The sequence below is a fragment of the Cryptosporangium sp. NPDC048952 genome (genome assembly GCF_043197895.1).
In the GTDB taxonomy this organism is placed as follows: Bacteria; Actinomycetota; Actinomycetes; order Mycobacteriales; family Cryptosporangiaceae; genus Cryptosporangium.
Window position 1 is genome coordinate 1,068,900 of the sequence record NZ_JBICTY010000003.1, and the last position, 22,032, is coordinate 1,090,931.

Here is a 22,032-nt window from a genome sequence, read left to right on the forward strand (position 1 = left end):
ATGCCTGCTCCCTCCGCCTGGTTGCGATCACGCTAAACCGGCGCAGCAGCGGAGCGCCGCCCGCTCGTGGGAATCCTCGTGAGCGTTTTGGTCAGGGTGCGTGCGAGTCAACGGCGGCCGTTGGCCATTCCCTTCAATAGCTGATCACCACTGTCATTGAACTGCATGGCGGAGGCGGTAGCGCTTCCCCCTGATCAGACTGAAGGAGCCTGTTGCCATGTGTGCTGAGGGCAGCCCTTACCACGCGATCGGTGGCGAGGCTGGGCTGCGACAATGTATGCAGCAACTGGTCGAACGTCTGGCCGCAGACGAGGAACTCGTATGCTTCTACGACTCGGTAGACGCAGAGGTTCTAGTCGAACGCTTGACGCTGATGTTCGCGCCGATGCTGGGCAGCGCCAGCGCAGGCTCGATCACCGATCTGGACGCCGCGCATGGTCAGCCCTTCACCCCCACCGACGAGCAGTGGCTGCGATGGTCGGGACATCTCATGACCCTCCTCTGTCTACGCCAGTTGGACGACACGACAATGCAGCGATTCGCTTCGCTGCTGAGCGCACTGACCCCGGCGTCCTGTATGTCTTCGGTGAACCCGACCGGCTCAGAGCCGCAGATTTGTCGGACACGGATCCGCGGCACGAAGCCCACAGAACTAGACGATCCGTAAGTTTTCCCCGCGCCAGACACATTTCTTGATCCGCCTTTCCCTTCCCTTGATCGGATAGGAGCGCAACCGTGAACCTCTTCCCCTTCGGCTCCGCTGTTCCGTCCGAGCACTCCCACCGGCCTGGCCCGCGCTTCGGTGGGAGATCAGGGTGCGGAGGTGGCGGCCTTTTCCGGGTGCGCCGCCTCCGCGCCCGCGGGACGGGAGTCAATCCCTGGTACCGCCGTCCGCGGGGGCCTTACTACGCCGGGGATCTGGAGACGTCTCGGCGTCTGGAGTGCGAGCACGTCATGCGCCGGGGTGATCCGCTGGCGTGCGCGGGTCCGCACGTGGGTACGGTCGCGTATCCGTGTCCATGTGTTCAGTGGGCGACCCGGGTGCGGCTGGCCGCGCGCCGTGGTCAGCTCGCTGAAGGCCCGGTCCTCCGTCCGGTGAGTTCTCGGTGAGGGACTGCACCGGGCGCGACGGCGCTATGCACGCGACCGAGGCCGAGTACGTGGGTGCGGCGTGCGCTGCGACCGATCTCCACGTCCCTGGCGACGGGGATCCCGGGGTCTGCGGCCGGTGTCAGCAGTCCTGGCCGTGCCGGGACTACCTCACTCACCGTGACGCCCTGAACTGCCTCATCAGCCTTTAGCGAAGGGCCAGGCGTGCGCGGCCTGACCTTGATTGGAGACCCCGAATGCCTGCTGCCCGGATACCGCGCCGCTTGCGTGGGTCCGCGAGCACTCCGGTGAGCGCGGCCCGCGTTTACGACTATTTCCTCGGTGGTTCCACGAACTTCCGGCCTGACCGGGAAGCCGCCACCGCACTGCTGCACGCTATTCCGTCGGCGCAGAGCGATGTGTGGGCCAACCGGGCGTTCCTGCGCCGCGCCGTGGCTCATCTGCTCGACCAGGGCGTGACCCAGTTCCTCGATCTCGGTTCCGGGCTGCCGACCGTCGGCAATGTCCATGAGCTGGCTCAGCGCATGAATCCGGCCGCCCGCGTGGTCTACGTGGACTGCGACCCGGTCGCCGTCACGCATGCCGACCAGCTGCTGGACGGCCTGCACGGCGTAGCGGTCGTGGAGGCCGACCTGCGGGACGTCACCCATGTCCTCGACAGCCCGGAGGTTCTCGACCTGCTTGACTTCAGCCACCCCGTCGGGCTGCTGGCGGTCGCGGTGCTGCACTTCGTCTCCGACCACGACGATCCGGCCGCGATTCTGGACGCCTACCGCGACGCGCTGGTCCCCGGCAGCCACCTCGTGATCTCGCACGCGACCGGCCATTCTCTCGAATGCGAACAGAAGACGGGTGCTGCGGGCGTGTACGAAGACACCGACACGCCGCTCACGTTGCGGACCCCGACACGGATTGCGGCACTGTTCACCGGCTACGACCTCGTCCCGCCTGCGGATGGCGAACTCGCCGCAGTGGTGCCGGTGTCGGACTGGCGCCCGGACCCACTCGAATCGGTTATCGAGACCCGCACCGTCTACGGCGGCGTGGCCCGCCTCCCCGACCCAATCCGATGAATCACCGACACAGCGAGCCGTTAGCGGGACGCATCGAGCCGTTTGCGGCTCGGGCTGTTCCCGATCTGGCTGATGACCTGTTCCTCGTCGCGCACGACCGCGCCGATCACTCGCCATCGCTGGCGCCGCGGGTGTTGGGCTTGGGGCTGGCGGGCGCGCTGCTGGCAGAGCTCGTCGTCGACCAACGCCTGGGCGTGGAGGCCGGTCAGCTGTGGGTGACCGACAGTGCGCCGCCGCCGGAGGTGCTCCGGCGGCAGGTGTTAGCGGAGCTGCTGGCTGATCCGGACGAGCGGGAGGTACGGACCTGGCTGGAATACCTGGCGCGGCGGGAACCGGAGGAGGCCTCGCAGCGGGTGGCCGTGGCCCAGCGGCTGACCCGCTTGGGAATCCTCGCACCGCAGGTACACCGGGGATGGGTGCGCCGCAGCGTGCGGTATGTCCCGGTCGACGCGCGGGCGGACTGGCCGGTCGTCCGCCTGCGGTACCAGGCCACCCAGCGCACGGCTCCGCCCTTCCAAGATCTGCTGCTGGTGGCCCTGGTCGGCGCGACGGGCTTGACTCGGCGGATCTTCGCCGGCCACCACCAGAGCCCTGCCGAGTACGTGGAGTGGTGCACGCGAGGGCTGCCCCCACCGCTGCGGGCGCTGGTGGGTGAGGTCGCAGCAGCAGCCGCCCGAGCCGTCACCATCCCCACGTAGCACCGGGCCGTTCGCGCGTCTTTTCGCACGGGCCCTTCCCACCCTCGATAGTCCACTTTAGACAGGAGTTTTGTCGTGTCGACAGTCATGCCCCCGCGCCGTAGCGGGGTGTCCGCGTCGCTGGCCCGGTCGAAGCTCGGGACCTCCCGGGTGGCCTCGTTCAGCTTGTCTGCGGTGGCGCCGCTGACGGTATCCGGCGGGGTGGTGCCGGTGGCGTTCGCGGTCACCGGCCTGGTCGGGCTCGCGGTCGTCTTTCCGGTGGCCGGGGCCGTGCTGGCGGTGTGGGCCGTCGGGTACACCGCGATGGTCCGGCTGGTTCCCAACGCTGGAGCGATCTACGCCCTGGTCGCGCACGGCCTGAGCAGGCGCATCGGGGTCGGCGCGGCGTTCGTCGCCTGGGGCACCTACTCGTGTTTCGCGTTCGCGCTGCTCGGCTCGATCGGCGCCAGCGCCGGTGCCTTGGCCCGCGACTGGGCCGGAGTCTCCGCGCCGTGGTGGGTGTGGGCGCTGGGCGCCTCCGTGCTCGCGTCGGCGCTGGGTTTAGCGCAGGTGTCGATCGCCAGCCGCATCCTGGGCTACCTGCTTCTCGGCGAGATCCTCATCGCCGTGGTGTACGCGGTCGCGTTCCTGCTGCACCCAGCCGACGGCGGCACCGTCACCTTCAGTGCCCTGTCCCCAGTGCACCTGGCCGACCCTGGGATGGGCGCCGCATGGGCACTAGCCATCACCTCGTTCGCCGGTGTCGAAGGTGGGGCCGTATTCAGTGAGGAGTCCCGCAGCCAGCGGACGGTCGGGCGGGCCATCTATATCTCACTGGCCGTGGCCACCACCATCTACACACTCATGGCCTGGGCGCTGCCCGTCACGGTCGGCGCGGACAAGATCGTCGCGCTCAGCGCCGCCGGTGGCACCGAAACCATCTTCACCCTCGCCGCGACCTACCTGCCCAAGCCGCTGATCGACCTGGGGCTGCTGTTCTTCGTCACCTCCATGTTCGCCGCCTTGGTGTCGTTCCGCTCCATGTGCGACCGCTACGGGTTTTCTCTCGGACGCGAGGGCGTGCTTCCCGCCGCTTTCGGGCGCACCAGCCCCCGCACCAGCGCCCCGGTCACCGCCTCGCACGTCATGACCGTGCTCAGCCTCGCCGTCATCGCCGTCTACGCGATCACCGACGCCGACCCCGTCGTGCAGCTCTTCTACGTGTGGGCCGGGCTCGGGGGCTTCGGTGTCCTGGTCCTGCTGCTCCTGACCTCGGTGGCCGTCGTCTTCTACTTCGCCCGCCACCCCGCCGAGGCGGCCACCGTCACCCGATGGCAGCGCCAGATCGCCCCCGCCCTGGCCACCGCCGCCCTCACCGTGATGCTCCTGCTGGTACTGGCGAACTTCGACGTTCTCCTCGGCGTCGACCCCAGCTCGCCGCTGCGCTGGGCACTGCCCGCCGCGTTCACCGTGCTCGCCGCCGTGGGCCTCGTCTGGGCACAGACCCTGCGATCCACCCGACCCCACACCTACGCCGCCATCGGCTTAGGCCCCGACGCCATCACCGACCGCACCACCAACCCGCCCAGGGAGACAGTGTGACCACCCAGCCCGCATCCACCCTCAACAACGGCAGCCCTGTCGACACCGCCGCAATCCACCGCGCCGCCCTCGACCACTACGGCGACCTCCGCGCACTCGGTGCCCTAATCGCCACCGCCTTCGCCGACCTCTCCGCCGTCCGCTGGCTCGTACCCGGCCCACGCGCACACCGGTCGGAGATCTTCGGCCGCTGGGCTGAACTCCACATCGCCGATGCCCTCACGCGTGGACATGTCGACGTCATCGACGGCCCCGACAGCAGCGACCTGCCCCTCGCCGTAGCGGTGTGGTTCACCAACCCCCACGCCGCCCCGGCCCCGGATTACGACCAGCAACTCCAGCGGGCCGTCAGCCGAACCCACATCGACCGCTTCCGCACCCTCGATGCCGTTATGGACGACGCCCACCCCGGCGGTCTCCAGCACCATCACCTGCTGCTGCTCGCCGTCCACCCCGCCTACCAAGACCAGGGCTACGGCTCGAAGCTGCTCGCCCACCACCACAGGGAACTCGACGACGCCGGCCTCCCCGGCTACCTCGAAGCGGCCAGCCCCGACAGTGCCCGCCTCTACCAGCGGCACGGCTACGCGCATCTCGACGAACCACTCACCCTGCCCGGCAACACCAGCCCCGACCTATGGCCCATGTGGAGGAACCCGCGCACCACCCCGACGGCCTCCTGACACCCCCGGCAGGAAACAAGCAACCAGGCGATGCCTCGGGCCGGGCCGACAGTCCCGGCCTGAGGCGCCCAGTCGGCCGCGCCGTGTATCACCGCGTCCTGCCGCCGCCCGCGCAACCACCGCCCGCGCCATCCCTGCCCGCCTACTGACTCCACCCGTCGACCCACCGAGGCCCCCTCCATGACACCCTCCAGCCCCGCCGCCCGGCACGGTGACACCTCACGACGTCACCAACCCACCACCGGCTCCTACCGGGCAACGCGCCCCGACGGCGCCGAGAGTGAACCCGCTGCCCGAGAGGTGAAGCCGGACCAGCGCGACCCGACCACACATCCCGGTCTCCACCCTGAATCACTGGCACGAGTTCTTCAGGGACGCACGGACGCCGCCCATGCCCGCATGGCCGGAGACCTAACCAGAAGCGTGATCCTCAACGCCCTGGCCGAACTCGACGCGACGCCCCCGGACGCGATCGACGCTCAGCTGGCCATCAACGCCACCATCGCCCACACCCTGGGCCACCGTGGCAGCGATCCCCACGGTCATGCCCTGATCGTGCGCGACCTGCTCCTCGACCGACTCGCCGACCAATTCGTCCAGATGCACGGCTTTACCGTCGGCTCCCCATGAAACGGCTGGATGCGTGCCGCCGCCGCACCTTTCGTCCCCGTCAGCCGACCCGCCGAGGAAAATATGATGAGCAACGAAGCCCCCACCGGCACGACCGCGATCAACACGTCCATCGCGCATCCCGCACGACGCTACGACTACTGGCTCGGCGGCAAAGACAACTTCGCTGTCGACCGCGCGTCCGGGGATGCGATCGCTGCCGCGTTCCCCGAGATCCTCACCGCCGTGCGGGAGAACCGGCACTTCCTCCGCCGCGCCATCACCCAGCTCGCACAGGCCGGCGTCACGCAGTACATCGACCTCGGCACAGGCATCCCCACCAGTCCGAACACGCACGAGGTCGCTCAGGCCATTCAGCCCGAGGCGCACGTGCTGTATGTCGACAACGACCCCATGGTTCTCGCGCATGCGCGCGCGCTGCTCACCAGCGCCCCCTCCGGCCGCACGTCCTACCTCGACGCCGATATCCGCGACCCCGGTCGTGTCCTCGCCGCCGCCGTGGACACCCTCGACTGCACCGAGCCGATCGCGGTGCTGGCCGTCGCGGTCTGGCACTTCCTGTCCGAGGACGACGATCCGCGCGCCGTGCTGCGCGCCTATCTCGATGCGTTGCCCACCGGTTCGTATCTGGTGTTCAGCCACGCGACCCTCGACGACCAACCCGCTGTGGTCAATCGCGGCTTGGAGCAGCTACCCGCCGAGCAACTGGGCGCGTTTCATCCCCGTAGCCGGGCCGATGTCGCCGAGCTTCTCACCGGCTTGCACGTCATCGAGCCCGGCATCGTCCCCACCAGCGAGTGGCGCCGCGACCCCACCGACGACCTGAAGCCGGTGCCGCTGGCCGAAGCCGCCGCCTGGGCAGCCGTCGCCCGCATCGCCGGATAGCGGCACCGCGCGAGGTGCCGGAAGCCCGAACGCGTCACAGAACGCCCGAGTGTCCCTGCCGACCCGAAGGAATGGGGTAGCGCCGTGACCCAGGAGAAAGAGCGTTTCCCGGCCTCACTGCACATCTGCACGTACGACGTACGAGGCACGGATCCGGAAACAGGTCTGGTCAAACCCGTGCGCGAAACGGGCCTGGTCGCTCACACGCATCACCTGCTGTCGGGGCTCGTCCGCCGGTTCCCGGACATCCGCCTGGATGTGACCCGCTCCGGCGGCGGCCCTCCCGGCCAGGCCGCTCGGTTGCGCATCCCGGAAGGCCTGGTCGTCGGGCTACGTGAAGTCGCCACGCACTTTCCTCACCTGCTCCGGGAGCCGGGCAGCGTCGTGAAAAGCGAGGCGCGGGTGCGGCACTTTTACGAGGACACGGTCGGCGACTCCGCGAACCCGGTGTGGGCGTCGCTGGCTGCGCAGTACGCCAGCGCGGTGTACGCGGCGGGCTTCCGGGACGTGCTCGCCCAGAACATCAACCCGCTGGTCAGCCTGCTGAAGGCCGAGGAATTCGGCCTGCTGTCGGATGCTGGCACCTGGCGGATCACCGGTGTGTTGCACGACGCGGCCGAGATGGCGGACCGGTTCGGGTATCTGGCGCAGCGAATCACGCACACCGACATGCGGCTCGACCTGATCGCGGTGTCCGACGCCGTGCGCGCGGCTTTGGTCGCCGCTGGTGTCCCGGGTCCGGCGGTGCGCACGATCCCCAACGGGATGGACGCCGAGGTGTTCGATGCGCGGCTGCGGGAGGCTGCGGCCGGCGACGTGTTCGCGCGAGTTGCCTCCCGCAACGGCATCCCCGCTCGGCGGCGGGTCGTATTGGTCTCCGCGCGACGAGTGCCGTGGAAAGGCCACGAGGACGTGGTGCGCGCCGCCCGGCTACTCGCCGACCGTGACCAACTCGGCGACGTGGCGGTGGTGTTCAACGGGGCCGCGATGCTCGACAGCCGCGCACCCGGCTACGGCGATCACCTCGCCCAGCTCATCGAGGAACTCGGGCTCTCCGGCTCGGTGTTCCTGCTCGACGAGCTGACCCCGGCCGAAGTCGCCTCCTGTTACGTCGCCGCGGATGTTGCCGTGCTCGCCAGCACCGAGCCCGAGCCCTGGGGTTACGCGAACCTGGAAGCCATGCTCGCCAACGTGCCGGTCGTGGCGACCGCGCACGGCGGGCCGCTGTCCTACATCGAAGACGGAGTCTCAGGGTTCCTCGTGCCGCCCCGCGACCCCGCCGCGATCGCCGCCGTCCTCGAGCAATTACTAACCGACCGGAAGCTGCACGCCTCGGTCGCCCCGGCCGGCCGCCGGAGTGCGCTGCGCTTCACCCTCGACGCGATGGTCGGCGCCTACGCCGACGTCCTCGCCCGTTCTGCCGCCGCCCACCCGTCCGCTGCCCGTTCGGAGAGGATCGGTGCCCGATGACGGTGATCCTGGGAGTCAACGCAGGCCACGCCACATTCCATGACCCGAGCGCCTGCCTGACCGACGAACACGGCACGGTGCTGGCATTCGTGGAAGAGGAACGGCTCACCCGCGTCCGGCACGCCCCGGGAGTCAAATCTCCGGCGCTAGCCGTCGCCCAATGCCTCGACATCGCGGGCCTGGACGCGGCCGAGGTGGACGTGGTGGCGGTCGGCTGGGACGAGCCCCGGATGAGCGCCCGCGCCGGGCAGCACTGGGGCTTTGACAGCGCCCGCGACTTCACCGCGAACCTCGGTCTGACCGCCCGGCGCACACCCGACGTGCACTTCGTGCCGCACCACCGGGCACATGCGGCGTCGGCGTTTCACGCCAGCGGCTACGACCGCGCGGCGGTGCTGGTCGTCGATGGCAACGGTGAGGACGAGTCGATCTCGATCTGGCGCGCTGGACACGGGCAACCGCTGGTCCGGGTCGCGGCCTGGCCACGCATCCACAGCCTCGGGCACCTGTACGAGGCCGCGAGCACCTGGCTCGGACTGGGCAAACGCGCAGCAGGCAAGACGATGGGCCTGGCCGCCTACGGGAACGTCGAGGACGCACCGGATCCGGGCTGGCTGACCGTCGGCCCGCACGGGCTGATCTCGGTGCTGGGCAGTGATCCCGGCGAGGACTACGAGTCGACCCGCGGCCGCTGGCTCAGCCGCATCGCGGCCTTCGCCGGAGCCGACCGCCCCGCCCAGCCGCCGGCCACCCTCTCCGCCGACCCGCTCGCGGTCCGCGTCGCCGCCGCCGCACAAGCAACCGCGCAAACCGTTGTGGGCTGGCTGGCCGACCAGGCACGCAAAGCCACCGGCATCCAAGAGCTGTGCCTGGCCGGAGGCGTCGGGCTGAACTGCGCCGCGAATGGACGGCTTCCCGGCCCGGTGTATGTGCCGCCGATCCCGCACGACGCCGGAGTGGCCCTCGGGGCAGCCTGGTCGCTGGCCGCGCCCCGCCGCCCGACGGTGTTCTCCGCCTACACCGGCGCCCATCCCCGCCCGCTCCCGGCGGACCTGCCCGACGCGACCCTCGCCGACCTCGACGTCGATCAGGTCGTCGACCTGCTCGTGGCAGGGCAGATCATCGGTGTCTGCCGGGGCCGCAGCGAGGTCGGGCCGCGCGCTCTCTGCCACCGCAGCTTCCTGGCACTCCCGGTCGCAAAGCAGATGCGCGAACGTATGAACGGCCTCAAACGCCGCGAGCAATGGCGCCCCTTCGGACCGGTCACCCACACCGACCCGGCCGCGTGGTGGTCACCGATCGGGGACCTCGACCGGTACATGCTCGGCGCCGCCACACTCACCGAGTACGGCGCGGCTCTGCTACCTGCGGTGCAGCATGCTGACGGCACCACCCGCCCGCAACTGCTGCGCGCCGGCGACGAGGAGTTCGTCCACGCCCTTCTCGATGGCCTGGCCGACCAGGGGTATCCGCCCGTGCTGCTCAACACCAGCTTCAACGGGCCGGGCGAGCCGCTGGTCGACACCGCCACGCAAGCCGTGGCCTGCGCGCGGCGGCTCGGGGCACCCACCGTGATCATCGACGACGTCCTCGTTCAACTCGGCCCACCATCGAAACTACGATCGGATACGGGATCGTGACCGCCACCCAGCAGGCTCGCCGCACCGGCTACCGGCGGATCGGCGACGGGGAACACAGCTGGGTCTACCGCAGGCCCGGCAGCCGCTACTGCGTCCAGCAATTCCGGCCCGACTGTGCCGAACTCACGCCGGACAAGGTCCGTCGCGAATACACCTACCTCACCGTGGTCTACGCCCCGGTGCCCGGACTCATCCCCGAACAACGCCTGTTCGTGCCTCGGTCCGACGCGCACATCAGCGAGACGCTGCTGGTGAAACGGTGGGTCGAGGTCGACACCAGCAAACCCCTCGGACGGATCAGCGCCGCGCACCTCGCACCAGGCGCTATGCGGCAGATGGTGACCTTCCTCGGTATCACCCGGAACCTGCTGGCCAGCCCGCAGGTCACCTTGCTGCCCGACATCATCGACGACCGATTCCAGAACCTGGCGGTAGACACCGCCGGGAATCTTCGCCTTCTGGACACCAACCGGCTTATCAGCACCCGAGCCCTGCGCCAGCTACCGCCCGGTGCGCGGCTGGACATTGAACGACGCTGGATCCACGCTCGCTTTCTGCGGCGCCTGATGTATCTCGAATCAGCGTTCCTGGGCCGCGGCCGGTCCGAGCTGCGCGACGACTGGCTCTACCGCCGGTCCCTGCACGTCACGGACATTGATGAGCTGTTCGCGCGCAGCATCGGCCGGGGTGAGACGATATGACCCAGGCGCCGGGCAACGGGTCTACTGGAAGGACCAACCGCTCATCGGAACTGCAGCGATGGGCAGTGGAGCCGGATCTCGCCACGCCCTGGCAGTTCGACCCGCTCGTCACCGACCGCACCCGGGTTCTCACCAGCACAGCGTTGCGGGCGCTCGGCGGAAAGACCCAAAGCCTGGACCCGCATGAAACTCACGTTCCGCGTACCCGTCTGACGCATTCACTCGAAGTCGCCGACCTGGGCCGTCGCCTCGGCGCGTGGCTGGGCGCAGACCCCGTCCTACTCGACATCGCCGGCCTCGCGCACGACCTCGGTCATCCGCCATTCGGGCACCACGGCGAAGCAGTTCTCAATGACCTTGCCGCCGCCGCGGGTGGATTCGAGGCCAACGCGCAGACATTCCGGCTGCTCACTCGCCTCGAACCCGGCGGCTCGGTCGAAGGCGGTGGTCTCAACCTCACCCGCGCTGCCCTCGACACCACCTGCAAATACCCGTGGCCACGCCGAGCAGGTCAACAGAAGTTCGGCGTGTACTCCGACGACCTGCCCGCGTTCGAGTGGGTCCGCGCAGGTGCGCCCGGCGAACGGCCCTGTATGGAAGCACAAATCATGGACTGGGCCGACGACATCGCGAACGCCGTAGCCGACCTGGAAGACGGAATCCGATCAGGCCTCATCCCGCTGGCCGTGCTCACTGACCGGCAGCACCGAACCATGATCGCCGACCTCGCCGCCGAGAAGATCACCACCCAACCGGCCGCTGCCGTTCTGGAAGCCGCCGATGGACTCATGAACAGCCCGTTCATGGCTGAACTGGTCCGCTCGCACGACGACAGCCCCACAACTGCCCGCGTCGCTAGCCGCACGGCCCATCAGCTCCACGACCGGTTCCTCGGGGCTGCGGTCGCTACCACCTACGACCACTCCGGCCTGCGACCGATGCCCCGATACACCGGCGACCTCATCGTTTCCGATCACACCCGAGGCGAAGTCGCCTGGCTCCACGCCGTCGTCCTGCACCACGTCCACCGCGACCCCGCCCGCAGAGCACGCCGCACTCGACAAACGGAACTGCTCACCGAACTAGCCGCCGCCCTCCTAGCCGCCGCCCCACAGGCACTCGAACCCATCTCAGCGGCAGCCTGGAACACGGCGACTACCGAGCCCGAGCGCATCCGAGCGGTCGTGGACCACCTCGCATCGCTGACCGAAGCAGAAGCCATCACCGCCCATCAGACACTGGCGCGCCGGGAAACCGCTCGGCCCGCACGGCTCTGAGACAATACGGTTCCCCTCGAAAACGCCCATCAGACCACCACACGAACGGCTCATCGGATGCTTCGCGTCGCTGTCCCGAACAAAGGCTCCCTTACCGGCCCCGCCACGGCCATGCTGGAAGAAGCCGGGTACCACCAGCGCAGCGACCCCAAAGAACTGGTGGTCAGCGACGAGACCAACGACGTCGAATTCTTCTACCTCCGACCACGTGACATCGCCGTCTACGTCGGCTCCGGACAGCTCGACATCGGCATCACCGGCCGCGACCTCCTGATCGACTCCGCCGCCGCCGCGCGCGAAGAGCTGACCCTCGGCTTCGCCCGCTCGACCTTCCGGTTCGCCGGCTATCCAGGCGGCGCCACGAGCGTCGAAGGCCTCGCTGGTATGTCGATCGCCACTTCCTACCCTGGCGTGGTGGCCAAGCATCTCGCCGACCGGGGAGTGGAGCCCGGACAGATCGTGCGCCTCGATGGCGCGGTGGAGACCGCGCTACGGCTCGGTGTCGCCCAGGTCATCGCCGACGTCGTGGAGACCGGCCGCACCCTGGCCCACCTCGGTTTGACGGTGATCGGCGACCCGATCATGGAATCTGAAGGCGTCGTCATCCGGCCCGCCGACGCCCACCACGATGACCCGGCCGCACAGCGGTTCCTCCGCCGCCTGGAAAGTGTCCTCGTCGCGCGGAGCTACGTCATGATGGACTACGACGTCCCATCGGCCAGCCTGGACCGCGCCATCGCGCTCACACCTGGTCTCGAATCACCGACCGTCTCGCCACTCCGCCGCGACGGCTGGTTCGCGGTGCGCGCGATGGTCCCGACCGCCGACACCCAAGGGATCATGGATGAGTTGTCTGCCGCAGGCGCCCGCGCCATCCTCGCCACCCAGATCCACTCTTGCCGATTGTGACTTGGGAGAATGACGCCGTACGTCTGACCGTTGGAATCCGGCAGGGCATACGCGGCTATGATTCCAGACGCCCGCGACGGTCTAGACGAGGCTCGTCAGAGCCCAGTTCCGACTGCGTCGGCGCTCGGTTTGCAGAAGTTTGAACAATTACGCCCGGCTGGGAGCGCTCGCGCTCCCAGCCGGGTGATGTGTCGGAAGGTGACTAAACAAATCGGCGCTGAGCTGCGCAGCCATACCGAAGGCGAACTCCCGTTAATATTCGTGTGTTCACAACCCAATTTGGAATGGTCAGATCTACTGATTCAGCACCCGCGACTGTAGACGGAAGCCTACGCTGTCGATCGATCCAAGCGCTTCCTGATGGCTACGACGTCCTCATCATGCCCGTGATGGCGGCGCGTAACGACTATTGCAGTTCCGGGTAAAGAGGGAATCATCCTGCGTTTTGTTCAGGCGTTGGAGCGACGATCTCGCGAAAAATTGAAGCGCCCCGGCGGTGAATCCTGCCTTTCTTACCAACCTCGACGTATCCCTTAACCAACGCAACCTCAGAGAAATCTGGGTGCGGGGTCGCGGTGAGTCCCCATTCGGCGAGATCATTGCTCTCAAGGCGATACGGCAATGGCGGCCCTTGGATCTGACGCCCCACCGCTTCCTCGGATCGGGCAGACATACGGCGGTTACCATCGTGTTCTACCAATCCGACGTCGCGCACAGTGATTGCCGCCCCGCCTTGGTTTTGCACTACTACGTGGAATAGCTTCTCGACGCTGGGATGGCCACCCACATTCACTGAGACCGCCTTCCACTGCGAAACTACAGGGCGGGCGGCGGCGCGACGGTACGACTTCCAGGAGATGAGCAAGGAGGTGAGCGCTATCAGCACCGCCGCAACGGTTGCCGTTGTTCGCACGCCTTCCGAGGTGACGCTCCAGGGAATTCCATAGATGCTGTTCACGGTGGATGACCCTTTCGGCAGTAGAGCGCGCATTGCATTAGTACTTGAAGATCCTGCCCTATTTGAGTTCGCGTTCGATATAGACAGTGGCACCCTCACGTCTGCTTACAAACCGGTGGTCAACCGTCAGCAAATCGTCTGGAAACTCGAGTTCCGCAAAAGGATTGTTGAACTGATAGCGCGTCGGTTCGTTGTTCGACCCAGGATGAATTCCTGGCGATAGCACGAATACACAACTCAGCCGTCGGTTGCGTCCTTTTGGGGACTGTTCAGTTAGACCGAATACTCCATTGCGCTTACGAATCGGCTTGATATCGTTCAGATCGTGGATGTTTATCGTAATTCCAGAGTCGCCGTAGAATGCATTGATAAGATCTTCCTCGTCGCACGAGTCGCGCATAGTTACCAGCAGGGCGAACGGCATTCCTTTATGATCGTACTTACTGCCGACCTTCTGGCTAATCCGATTTCGCAGTCTGGTGACAGTCTTTGTCCATCCGACGGTGGCAGGGCCGATCGCTATTACGCCTTCACGTTCTACACTTCCTTGGGATGCCTGCCCTTTTGGTATGAATGAAAATTCAAGAATGAGCTCGTCTGACCTATAGGTTGCCGCTGGGTATTCTGCTTGACTAAAGTCCGGTATTTGGTTCGGCAAGCTAGCTATCTGCTCCTTGAGCCATCTTGATACCTGCGAGATCTTAGGCTGAGAACGCCACTGTATGGAGTCAATTCCAGCGAACCAGTTTGTTGATGAAACTTGCCGGTTAATCTCGGCGACTAGATCCGTGTTGCGCCTCAACTCTTTCTCGAAGGACTTCTCCGGGAAGAGGCTGACAGCCTCAATACTCGCCACCTGATTCGAGTCGCGGTAGACGCGAAAATCAGGACTATGAGCGTCTTCTTCGTATCGGACTTCATTTGACTGTGCTAGCAGATGGTGGGCATATAGCTCGTCAATCGCTTGATAGATTCCGACTTCGCTGTCTCCGCGAAGTCTGCTCAGCACCATCCCATCACGATCAGGGAAATTGGAGTACCAACCGTTGATAGCTGTGCGGGTAGCCTGCGCCTGCGTCGACCTTCTGAGCCACGTGGCTAGGTCGGTGAAAGGTCCAGAGCGGGGCGCGACCGGCTCGCCAAAGACGGAGTTGTTCGGCATCGCATTAGTGTATGGCGTTTCGCTGGTAGTAGCCGTGTAATGAGCGTTCGAGCGCAAGCGCTTTTCTTGGAATCAAACGGGCGCGGATGCCGCTAACGGCAGCTTCCCGCTTGGTTGGTGACCCCTTAACTCATCTGCGCGGGGCTGAACGGGGGGCGAGCCTCCGATGGTGACCGACTAGGGCACTTGAGGTGCGCGGCTAGCCGTCGCGTTCACGCTGGCACAAGGGGCCGCCGTTGCCGCGCGTGCTCACAACCCGACTTGTAATGATCCGATCGTGTTGACGCACGCCCGCGCGCTGCTGCGGGGCGGCGGAACCGCGTACTTGGAGGCGGATTTCCGCCAGCCCGCCACGATCCTCGCCCAGGCCGCGGCCACGCTCGATTTCGAGAAGCCGGTCGCGGTGATGCTGATCGCGCTGCTGCACCTCGTGCGCGACGAGGAGTCGCCGTACGAGCACGTCGCCGCGCTGGTCGAGGCGTTGGCGCCCGGGAGTTACCTGGTCATCTCGCACGGGACTGCCGACTTCGTTCCGGAGGAGGTGCGCGCGAAGGTGGCGGCGGCGGATGCGCGCACCGCCAACCCGTCGCAGGTGCGGTCCCAGGCCGAGATCGCCCGGTTCTTCGAGGGCTTCGAGGTGCTCGAGCCGGGGATCGTGCCGGTGAGCGAGTGGCGGAATCCCGGTTCGTCCGTGCCGGCGATCGAGGCGAGCTGCTACGGAGCGGTCGGCCGCCGAATCCCCTAGGGAACTTTCCTGGCGCACGGCGACAGGACGAGTACTGGGATCTCGCGTTCGGTCCAGGACTGGTAGGAGTCGAAGTCGGCGTATACCCCCACCGCGGCCTTCCACAGCCGCGCCCGCTCGTCCCCGGACACCACCCGCGCACGAACCGCCCGGCGCTCGCCCCGCACGTGGACGACCGTCTCCGGCGAGGCGCACAGGTTCAGGTACCACTGCGGATGTGCCGCGAGCCCACCCTGCGACGCGACGACCGCCAGGTCGTCCCCGTCGGCGAAGTACAGCAGCGGCACCGTGAACACGCGCCCGGACTTGCGGCCCCGGTGCTCCAGAAGAAGCGTCGGCACCGGCTTGCGGAACCCGGCACCGATCCGCCACTTCCCGCCGACGCGTCCGCGGGTGCGGCGGTACACCCACACCTGCGCCCGCGACGCGTACCGGAAGATCGTCGGCAGCAGCGGCGAATCGAGGCCCTTCGGCCGAGGCGGCGGGTTCACGAGTCGTAGGAGATCCGGAACGGGCCGGCCTTCGGCATCGACTGGCACGCCAGCACGTACCCGTCCGCCAGGTCGGTGGCGTCCAGCACCTCGTTGTTGACCATCTCCACCTCACCGTCGGTCAGCAGGCACGTGCACGCACCGCAACGCCCCTCGCGGCACGACGACGGCGCCGCCAGCCCGTGCTCCACCAGCACGTCGAGCATCCGCCGCCCCTCCGGCCACGCCAGGGTGTGCGACGCCCCGTCGATCTCCACCTCGAGCGGCTCACCCTCGGCCACTTCCGGGGTGAACACCACGTCGGCGAACGGGTCCTCCGCCAACGACTGGAATTTTTCGACGTGGATGCGCGCCACGTCGAGACCGCGCAGCGCCACGTCGGCCGCGGCCATGAACGCCGCCGGGCCGCACAGGAACACCTCGGCCCCCGTGGCCCACGGCGCGAGCAGGGGCCCCAGGGAAGCCGGCGTCGGCAGACCGCTCACCGACTCCAGCCAGTGCACCACGGTGAGCCGGTCGGGGTACTTCTCGGCCAGTTTCCGGAGCGCGCCGGCGAAGATCACCGAGTTCTCGTCGCGGTTGGCATAGAAGAGCGTCACCCGCCCCTCGCCGGACGTCAGCACCGTACGCAGGATGCCGAGCACGGGTGTGATGCCGCTCCCGGCCGCGACCAGCAGGAACGAGCCGTCCAGCGAGCGCGGATGGAACCGCCCGGCGGGCGGTAACACTTCCAACGAATCCCCAGCGGCCACGTTGCCGTGCAGCCACACCGAGCCGTACCCGTCGGCAGTGCGCTTCACGGTGATCGTCAGCGGGTCGCCGGGTGCGTTGCAGAGCGAGTAGCACCGTGCCACCGACGGTTCGACCGGCACCCGTACGGTGAGGAACTGGCCGGGCTTGTGGGCGAAGACCTCGGTGAGGTGCGGCGGCACGTCGAGGACGAACGACCGGGCGTCGTCGGTTTCCGGAATTACCTCGGCCACCCGCACGTGGTACGAGGTCACGGACGCTCCGCTGCCTGGATCGCCGCTCCGAGCCGTGTGCACGCCCGCACGGGGGCGCCGTCGGCCCCCCGGTCGAGCAGCTCGGGGCAGGCCGCATCGGCCGGCCACTGGATCGACGTCTGCTTCGCGCTCGCGTGCCGCACCAGCACGATGGTGGTGCACGCGCCGCACGCCACCGGGCGGTAGCCGCCGTGCAGCTGCTCCTCCCGGTGGTCGTCCCGCGGCTGTTGTTTCCCGCGCGCGTCCCGCGGCAGGGCCCGGGTCACGAGTCACCCGCCTCCGAGGCCGCTCGGGCCAGGTTCTCGGCCACTTCGGCCTCCCACGTCTCGACGGCGCGGGCGGTGTCGACCTCGAACTCGTACCGGGCCACCATGTCGCCGCTGACCTCGGCGGCGTCCACGTAGAACTGCTCGTACCAGCGGCGCAGCTGGTAGACCGGCCCGTCCTCCTCGCAGAGCAGCGGGTTGTCGATCGGCGTCTTGTTGCGCCAGATCTCGACGTCCTGCAGGAAACCGACGGCGTAGCCCTTGGAGAGCTTCCGCGCGATCTTGTCCGACGTCACGTCGTCGACCCCGTCGATCTTCTTGACCATGACGCCCCACTGCAGCACGAACGACGTCGGAGAGACGGGGTAGTGGCAGTTGATGAGCACGGTCTCGAGCGTGAAACCGTTGGCCATCTCGTTCCACAGGTAGTCGATCATGTAGGACGGCCCGTAGTACGACGCGTCGGAGCGCAGCAGGTCGCCCGGGTCGCTGTCGGCGCCGAGGCCGGTGTCGGGCCGTGCCTTCGAGTGCAGGTACTGGCTGGCGACGTGGCCCTCGAACACGTTCTTGAAATACACCGGGAACGCGTGGTGGATGTAGAAGAAGTGGGCCATGTCGACCATGTTGTCGATGATTTCCCGGCAGTTGGAGCCTTCGACGAGCACGCTGTCCCAGGTCCAGGAGCTGTACGTCTCGCGGTCGGCGATCTCCGGGATGTCGACGCCCGGCGGCGGGGGATTGCCCTCCGGGTCGTTGTAGACGAAGAGCTGGTCGTTGCGCTCGAGCGTCAGCCACGAGCGGGTCCGTGCCCGCGGCGGCACGCGGCGGGCGTACGGGATCGCCGCGCAGCGTCCGTTGCCCGACCAGCGCCAGTCGTGGAACGGGCACGCGATCTCGTCACCCTTGATCGTGCCCTGGGTGAGGTCGCCGCCCATGTGCCGGCAGTAGCCGTCGAGCACGTGGATGGCGCCGGTCGTGTCGGCGAACACGACGAGCTTGGTGCCGAACGCCTGCACCGCGTGCGGCTGACCGTCCCGGAACGCCTCGGCCAGCCCCAGGCAGTGCCACCCGCGTGCGTAACGAGCCTGCGGAGCGCCCGCGTCGATCGTCCGTACCTCACCGTCGGAGCTCGTCAGCGTCATGCTGAACCTCCCGATCTGTCGGGGCCCTAGTGTAGAACAGGTTATAGTTTAGAACGTGTTCTAGGGTACTTGACGAGGACCCGCAGACGAGGACCCGCAGACGAGGGACCGCAGACCGATGGACGGAGAGAGCCCAGCGATGGAGACCGTCGACGAAAAGGTGCTGGACGCGGTGCGCGACCTCCTTCCGGTACTCCGCGAGCGGGGGGCGGAGACCGAGGCGGGGCGTCGGATCCCGGCGGCATCGATCCAGGCTCTGCAGGAGACCGGTGTGCTGCGCCTGCTGCAGCCGCAGCGCTACGGCGGCCACGAGGCGCACCCGATCGTCTTCTACCAGGCCGTCCGGCTCATCGCGAGCGCCTGCGGCGCCACCGGCTGGGTCACGTCGGTGCTCGGCGTGCACCCGTGGCACGTCGGTCTGTTCGCGGACGACGCTCAGCGCGAGGTCTGGGCGGACGACCTCGACACCCGGATCTCGTCGTCGTACGCGCCGCAGGGCAAGGCCACGGCTGTCGACGGCGGCTTCCGGTTCAGCGGGCGCTGGAGCTTCTCGTCGGGGTCCGACCACGCCACGTGGGTGCTGGTCGGCGGCCTGGTGATCGGCGACGACGGGCGCCCGACCGACTTCCGTACGTTCCTGGTTCCCCGCACCGACTACCGGGTCGACGACGTGTGGGACACCGTCGGGCTGCGCGGAACCGGTAGCAACGACGTGGTCGTCGAGGACGCGTTCGTGCCGGAGTACCGCACGCTGTCGTTCCAGAACACCGCCAAGGTCAGGTGCCCTGGCCAGGAGCTCAACGACGGCCCGCTGTTCCGGATGCCGTATGGCACGATCCACCCGTTCGCGATCACCGCGCCGCTGATCGGCATGGCCGACGGGGCGTACGAGGCCTACGCCGGCCACACGAAGGCCCGGGTCCGCGCGTCGTACCTGGGGGAGAAGGCCAAGGACGATCCGTTCGCGCAGGTGCGCGTGGCCCGCGCCGCAGCCGAGATCGACGCCGCCTGGCTGCAGCTGGAGCGTGACGTCAACGAGGAGTACGCGCTCGCTGTCGAGAACACGCGCATCCCGATCGAGATGCGGTTACGCGCCCGCCGCGATCAGGTGCTCGGCAGCGCACGGGCGATCGACGCCACCGACAGCCTGTACGAGAGCGCCGGCGGCAAGGCGATCAACGCGCCCTCGGTGATTTCCCGGTTCTGGCGCGACGCCCACGCCGCACGCGTGCACGCCGCGAACGACGTCGAGCGGGCCCTGGTGATGTACGGGCGCTCCGAGCTCGGCCTCCCCGTCACCGACGGGATGTTCTGATGGGCGAGCACACGCTGACCGTCGCGTCCGGGCTGGACGTGCACTACTACGACTCCGGGAGTGAGCCGGCCGACAGGCCGCCGCTCGTGCTGTTGCACGGAGGCGGCCCCGGCGCGAGCGCCTGGAGCAACTTCGGCCGCAACTTCGAGGTTTTCTCCAAGTCGACGCGGGTGCTGGCCGTCGACATGCCCGGCTTCGGGCGTTCGGGCAAACGCGCCGAGCACCCCCAGTACTTCACGTACGCCGCCGGTGTTCTCGCGGAGTTGCTCGACCAGCTCGACATCCAGGAAGTCGACCTCGTCGGCAACTCGCTCGGCGGGGGAGTGGCCACCCGCTTCGCACTCACGCACCCCGAGCGGGCGCGGCGGCTCGTCCTCATGGCGCCCGGCGGCCTGGGCCTGAACGTGCTGGCCCCCGACCCGACCGAGGGGGTCCAACGGCTCGGGCGCTTCGGGGCACCGCCCGGCCCCACCCCCGAGAAGCTCACGGCGTTCCTGCGCACGCTCGTGTACGACCAGAAACTGATCACCGACGAGCTCGTCGCCGAGCGCTTCGCAGCCGCGAGCGACCCCGAATCGCTGCAGGCCATGACCGCCCTAGGCGTCTCGTTTTTCGCGCACCCCGAAGAGGGTCAGCTCTGGCGTGAGGCCCATCGTTTGACCGCCCCGACACTGCTGATCTGGGGTCGCGAGGATCGGGTGAACCCGCTCGACGGGGCACTGGTGGCACTCAAGCAGCTGCCGGACGTCCAACTGCATGTTTTCAGTAGGTGCGGTCACTGGGCGCAGCTCGAGAAGTTCGACGAGTTCAACCGACTGACCGAGGAGTTTCTCCGATGATCAAGTCGCTGGGATACCTGCGCATCGAGTGCACCGACCTCGAGGCCTGGCGCACGTACGGGCTCAAGGTGCTGGGCATGGTCGAGGGCCGCGACGCCCCCGACGGCGAGCTGCACCTGCGGATGGACGACTTCCCCGCCCGGCTGGTGATCATCCAGGGCGAGGCCGACCGGTTGTCGGCCACCGGCTGGGAGGCGGCGAACGAGGAGGGTCTGCGCGACGTCACCGCTCGGCTGGACGCCGCCGGCGTGCCGTGGAAAGAGGGCACGCCGGAGCAGCTGGATTCGCGCAAGGTGACCGGCCTGGTGCTGTTCGAGGACCCGTCGGGCAACACGCAGGAGGTGTTCAGCGGGGTCGCGCTGCAGCACCGCCGCGTCGTGAGCCCGTACGGGCACCGGTTCGTGACCGGCGAGCAGGGGCTCGGGCACGTCGTGCTCTCGACCCGCGACGACGCCGAAGCGCTGCACTTCTACCGGGACGTGCTGGGGTTCAAGCTGCGTGACTCGATGCGGCTACCGGCGATCGCTGTGGGTCGCCCGGCGGACGGGCCGCCCGCGTGGCTGCGGTTCTTCGGCTGCAACCCGCGGCACCACAGCCTGGCGTTCCTGCCGATGCCGACGCCGTCGGGCATCGTCCACCTGATGGTGGAGGTGGAGGACACCGACGACGTGGGGCTCGCGCTCGACCGGGCGCGGCGGCACAGGGTGCCGATGTCGGCGACGCTCGGGCGGCACGTCAACGACCTGATGCTCTCGTTCTACATGAAGACGCCGGGCGGCTTCGACGTCGAGTTCGGTACGGGTGGCAGGCAGGTCGAGGACGACGACTGGATCGCGCGCGAGAGCACCGCGGTGAGCCTCTGGGGGCATGACTTCGGTGTCGGCGCCTCCTAGCTCGGCCACGTTCCGCTCCGTCCTCGGGCAGTTCTGCACGGGCGTCACCGTGGTGACCGCGAGCCTCGACGGGGAGCCGGTCGGCTTCGCCTGCCAGTCGTTCTCCGCGTTGTCGCTGGACCCGCCGTTGGTGGTGTTCTGCCCGAGCGCGACGTCACGTAGCTGGCCGGTGATCGCCCGCGCCGGCACGTTCTGCGTCAACGTGCTCGGAGCCGACCAGGCGGAGGTCAGCGCGGTGTTCGGCGCCCGGCGCACCGACAAGTTCGACGTGGTGGAGTGGAGCGCGGCGCCGTCCGGGTCGCCGGTCCTGCGCGGTGCGCTGGCGTGGGTCGACTGCCGCGTGGAAGCGGTGTATCCGGGCGGTGATCACCAGATCGTCGTCGGCAGGGTCGATGCCCTGGAAGCGCCCGGGGCCGGCCACGCGCCGCTGCTGTTCCACCGCGGGCGGTACACCGCGACGTCCGATCCGGAGCCGTGGTTCGCGTGGCCGGAACCGGACGATTGGATCTGAGCGTGTGATCACCGGCAGGCCGGGAACCTTGCCGTCCCAGAGCGCCGCC

The 22,032-nt window shown here is 68.0% G+C and carries 23 protein-coding genes; 17 read left to right on the forward strand and 6 right to left on the reverse strand.

The features are described from left to right. Positions 1-277: 277 nt before the first annotated feature. The 12 genes from ACGFY5_RS21010 to hisG all read left to right on the forward strand — a co-directional run bounded on the left by ACGFY5_RS21010 (position 278) and on the right by hisG (position 12,657). Positions 278-667, forward strand: a complete 390-nt coding sequence (locus tag ACGFY5_RS21010; RefSeq protein WP_392722026.1) for a hypothetical protein — start codon at positions 278-280, stop codon at positions 665-667. Between the two features lie 679 nt (positions 668-1,346). Further along, complete coding sequence (locus ACGFY5_RS21015) at positions 1,347-2,183, forward strand: SAM-dependent methyltransferase (RefSeq protein ID WP_392722028.1); 837 nt, start codon at positions 1,347-1,349, stop codon at positions 2,181-2,183. Next, entirely contained in the window at positions 2,180-2,881 is a 702-nt protein-coding gene (locus ACGFY5_RS21020; RefSeq protein ID WP_392722029.1) for a GPP34 family phosphoprotein, read from the forward strand. The genes ACGFY5_RS21015 and ACGFY5_RS21020 overlap by 4 nt, the downstream gene beginning before the upstream one ends. 75 nt (positions 2,882-2,956) lie before the next feature. Then, positions 2,957-4,462 (forward strand): APC family permease, encoded by a 1,506-nt coding sequence (locus ACGFY5_RS21025; protein WP_392722031.1) that lies wholly within the window; start codon positions 2,957-2,959, stop codon positions 4,460-4,462. Beyond that, a complete protein-coding gene (locus ACGFY5_RS21030; protein ID WP_392722032.1) occupies positions 4,459-5,145 on the forward strand; it encodes a GNAT family N-acetyltransferase in 687 nt (228 codons plus the stop codon). The genes ACGFY5_RS21025 and ACGFY5_RS21030 overlap by 4 nt, the downstream gene beginning before the upstream one ends. Before the next feature lie 423 nt (positions 5,146-5,568). Further along, positions 5,569-5,775 (forward strand): hypothetical protein, encoded by a 207-nt coding sequence (locus ACGFY5_RS21035; RefSeq protein WP_392722033.1) that lies wholly within the window; start codon positions 5,569-5,571, stop codon positions 5,773-5,775. Positions 5,776-5,841: 66 nt separating this feature from the next. Beyond that, entirely contained in the window at positions 5,842-6,660 is an 819-nt protein-coding gene (locus tag ACGFY5_RS21040; protein WP_392722034.1) for an SAM-dependent methyltransferase, read from the forward strand. A gap of 84 nt (positions 6,661-6,744) precedes the next feature. Beyond that, positions 6,745-8,130, forward strand: a complete 1,386-nt coding sequence (locus ACGFY5_RS21045; RefSeq protein ID WP_392722036.1) for a glycosyltransferase family 4 protein — start codon at positions 6,745-6,747, stop codon at positions 8,128-8,130. Then, positions 8,127-9,770, forward strand: a complete 1,644-nt coding sequence (locus ACGFY5_RS21050) for a carbamoyltransferase C-terminal domain-containing protein (protein WP_392722037.1) — start codon at positions 8,127-8,129, stop codon at positions 9,768-9,770. The genes ACGFY5_RS21045 and ACGFY5_RS21050 overlap by 4 nt, the downstream gene beginning before the upstream one ends. Next, positions 9,767-10,471, forward strand: coding sequence for a hypothetical protein (locus tag ACGFY5_RS21055; protein WP_392722039.1), 705 nt, complete (start codon positions 9,767-9,769; stop codon positions 10,469-10,471). The genes ACGFY5_RS21050 and ACGFY5_RS21055 overlap by 4 nt, the downstream gene beginning before the upstream one ends. Next, positions 10,468-11,748 (forward strand): deoxyguanosinetriphosphate triphosphohydrolase, encoded by a 1,281-nt coding sequence (locus ACGFY5_RS21060; RefSeq protein WP_392722040.1) that lies wholly within the window; start codon positions 10,468-10,470, stop codon positions 11,746-11,748. Before ACGFY5_RS21055 ends, ACGFY5_RS21060 begins: the two co-directional genes overlap by 4 nt. Positions 11,749-11,805: 57 nt before the next feature. Continuing rightward, positions 11,806-12,657, forward strand: a complete 852-nt coding sequence (gene hisG / locus ACGFY5_RS21065) for an ATP phosphoribosyltransferase (RefSeq protein ID WP_392722041.1) — start codon at positions 11,806-11,808, stop codon at positions 12,655-12,657. Between the two features lie 433 nt (positions 12,658-13,090). Here the strand turns inward: hisG and ACGFY5_RS21070 are convergent, their stop codons facing one another. Next, a complete protein-coding gene (locus tag ACGFY5_RS21070; protein ID WP_392722043.1) occupies positions 13,091-13,615 on the reverse strand; it encodes a hypothetical protein in 525 nt (174 codons plus the stop codon). Between the two features lie 58 nt (positions 13,616-13,673). Beyond that, complete coding sequence (locus tag ACGFY5_RS21075; protein ID WP_392722044.1) at positions 13,674-14,777, reverse strand: hypothetical protein; 1,104 nt, start codon at positions 14,775-14,777, stop codon at positions 13,674-13,676. A 277-nt stretch (positions 14,778-15,054) separates the two neighbouring features. Here ACGFY5_RS21075 and ACGFY5_RS21080 point away from each other — a divergent pair, with 277 nt between their 5' ends. Beyond that, complete coding sequence (locus ACGFY5_RS21080) at positions 15,055-15,522, forward strand: SAM-dependent methyltransferase (protein WP_392722045.1); 468 nt, start codon at positions 15,055-15,057, stop codon at positions 15,520-15,522. On the opposite strand, the gene ACGFY5_RS21085 is transcribed toward ACGFY5_RS21080, so the two are convergent. The 4 genes from ACGFY5_RS21085 to ACGFY5_RS21100 are packed head-to-tail and all read right to left on the reverse strand — an operon-like array spanning position 15,519 to position 18,425. Then, complete coding sequence (locus tag ACGFY5_RS21085; RefSeq protein WP_392722047.1) at positions 15,519-16,013, reverse strand: nitroreductase family deazaflavin-dependent oxidoreductase; 495 nt, start codon at positions 16,011-16,013, stop codon at positions 15,519-15,521. The genes ACGFY5_RS21080 and ACGFY5_RS21085 overlap by 4 nt on opposite strands. Beyond that, entirely contained in the window at positions 16,010-17,017 is a 1,008-nt protein-coding gene (locus ACGFY5_RS21090) for a 2Fe-2S iron-sulfur cluster-binding protein (RefSeq protein ID WP_392722049.1), read from the reverse strand. Before ACGFY5_RS21090 ends, ACGFY5_RS21085 begins: the two co-directional genes overlap by 4 nt. Further along, positions 17,014-17,283, reverse strand: a complete 270-nt coding sequence (locus ACGFY5_RS21095; protein WP_392722050.1) for a hypothetical protein — start codon at positions 17,281-17,283, stop codon at positions 17,014-17,016. The genes ACGFY5_RS21090 and ACGFY5_RS21095 overlap by 4 nt, the downstream gene beginning before the upstream one ends. Continuing rightward, complete coding sequence (locus ACGFY5_RS21100; RefSeq protein ID WP_392722051.1) at positions 17,280-18,425, reverse strand: Rieske 2Fe-2S domain-containing protein; 1,146 nt, start codon at positions 18,423-18,425, stop codon at positions 17,280-17,282. Before ACGFY5_RS21100 ends, ACGFY5_RS21095 begins: the two co-directional genes overlap by 4 nt. A 139-nt stretch (positions 18,426-18,564) precedes the next feature. On the opposite strand from ACGFY5_RS21100, the gene hsaA reads away from it, so the two are divergent. The 4 genes from hsaA to hsaB are packed head-to-tail and all read left to right on the forward strand — an operon-like array spanning position 18,565 to position 21,983. After that, complete coding sequence (gene hsaA, locus ACGFY5_RS21105) at positions 18,565-19,740, forward strand: 3-hydroxy-9,10-secoandrosta-1,3,5(10)-triene-9,17-dione monooxygenase oxygenase subunit (RefSeq protein WP_392722053.1); 1,176 nt, start codon at positions 18,565-18,567, stop codon at positions 19,738-19,740. Next, complete coding sequence (gene hsaD / locus ACGFY5_RS21110) at positions 19,740-20,579, forward strand: 4,5:9,10-diseco-3-hydroxy-5,9,17-trioxoandrosta-1(10),2-diene-4-oate hydrolase (protein WP_392722055.1); 840 nt, start codon at positions 19,740-19,742, stop codon at positions 20,577-20,579. The genes hsaA and hsaD overlap by 1 nt, the downstream gene beginning before the upstream one ends. Continuing rightward, positions 20,576-21,472: an iron-dependent extradiol dioxygenase HsaC gene (hsaC, locus tag ACGFY5_RS21115; RefSeq protein ID WP_392722057.1), complete on the forward strand. Its 897-nt coding sequence runs from the start codon at positions 20,576-20,578 to the stop codon at positions 21,470-21,472. The genes hsaD and hsaC overlap by 4 nt, the downstream gene beginning before the upstream one ends. Then, entirely contained in the window at positions 21,447-21,983 is a 537-nt protein-coding gene (gene hsaB / locus ACGFY5_RS21120) for a 3-hydroxy-9,10-secoandrosta-1,3,5(10)-triene-9,17-dione monooxygenase reductase subunit (protein WP_392722059.1), read from the forward strand. The genes hsaC and hsaB overlap by 26 nt, the downstream gene beginning before the upstream one ends. Positions 21,984-22,032: the final 49 nt, after the last annotated feature.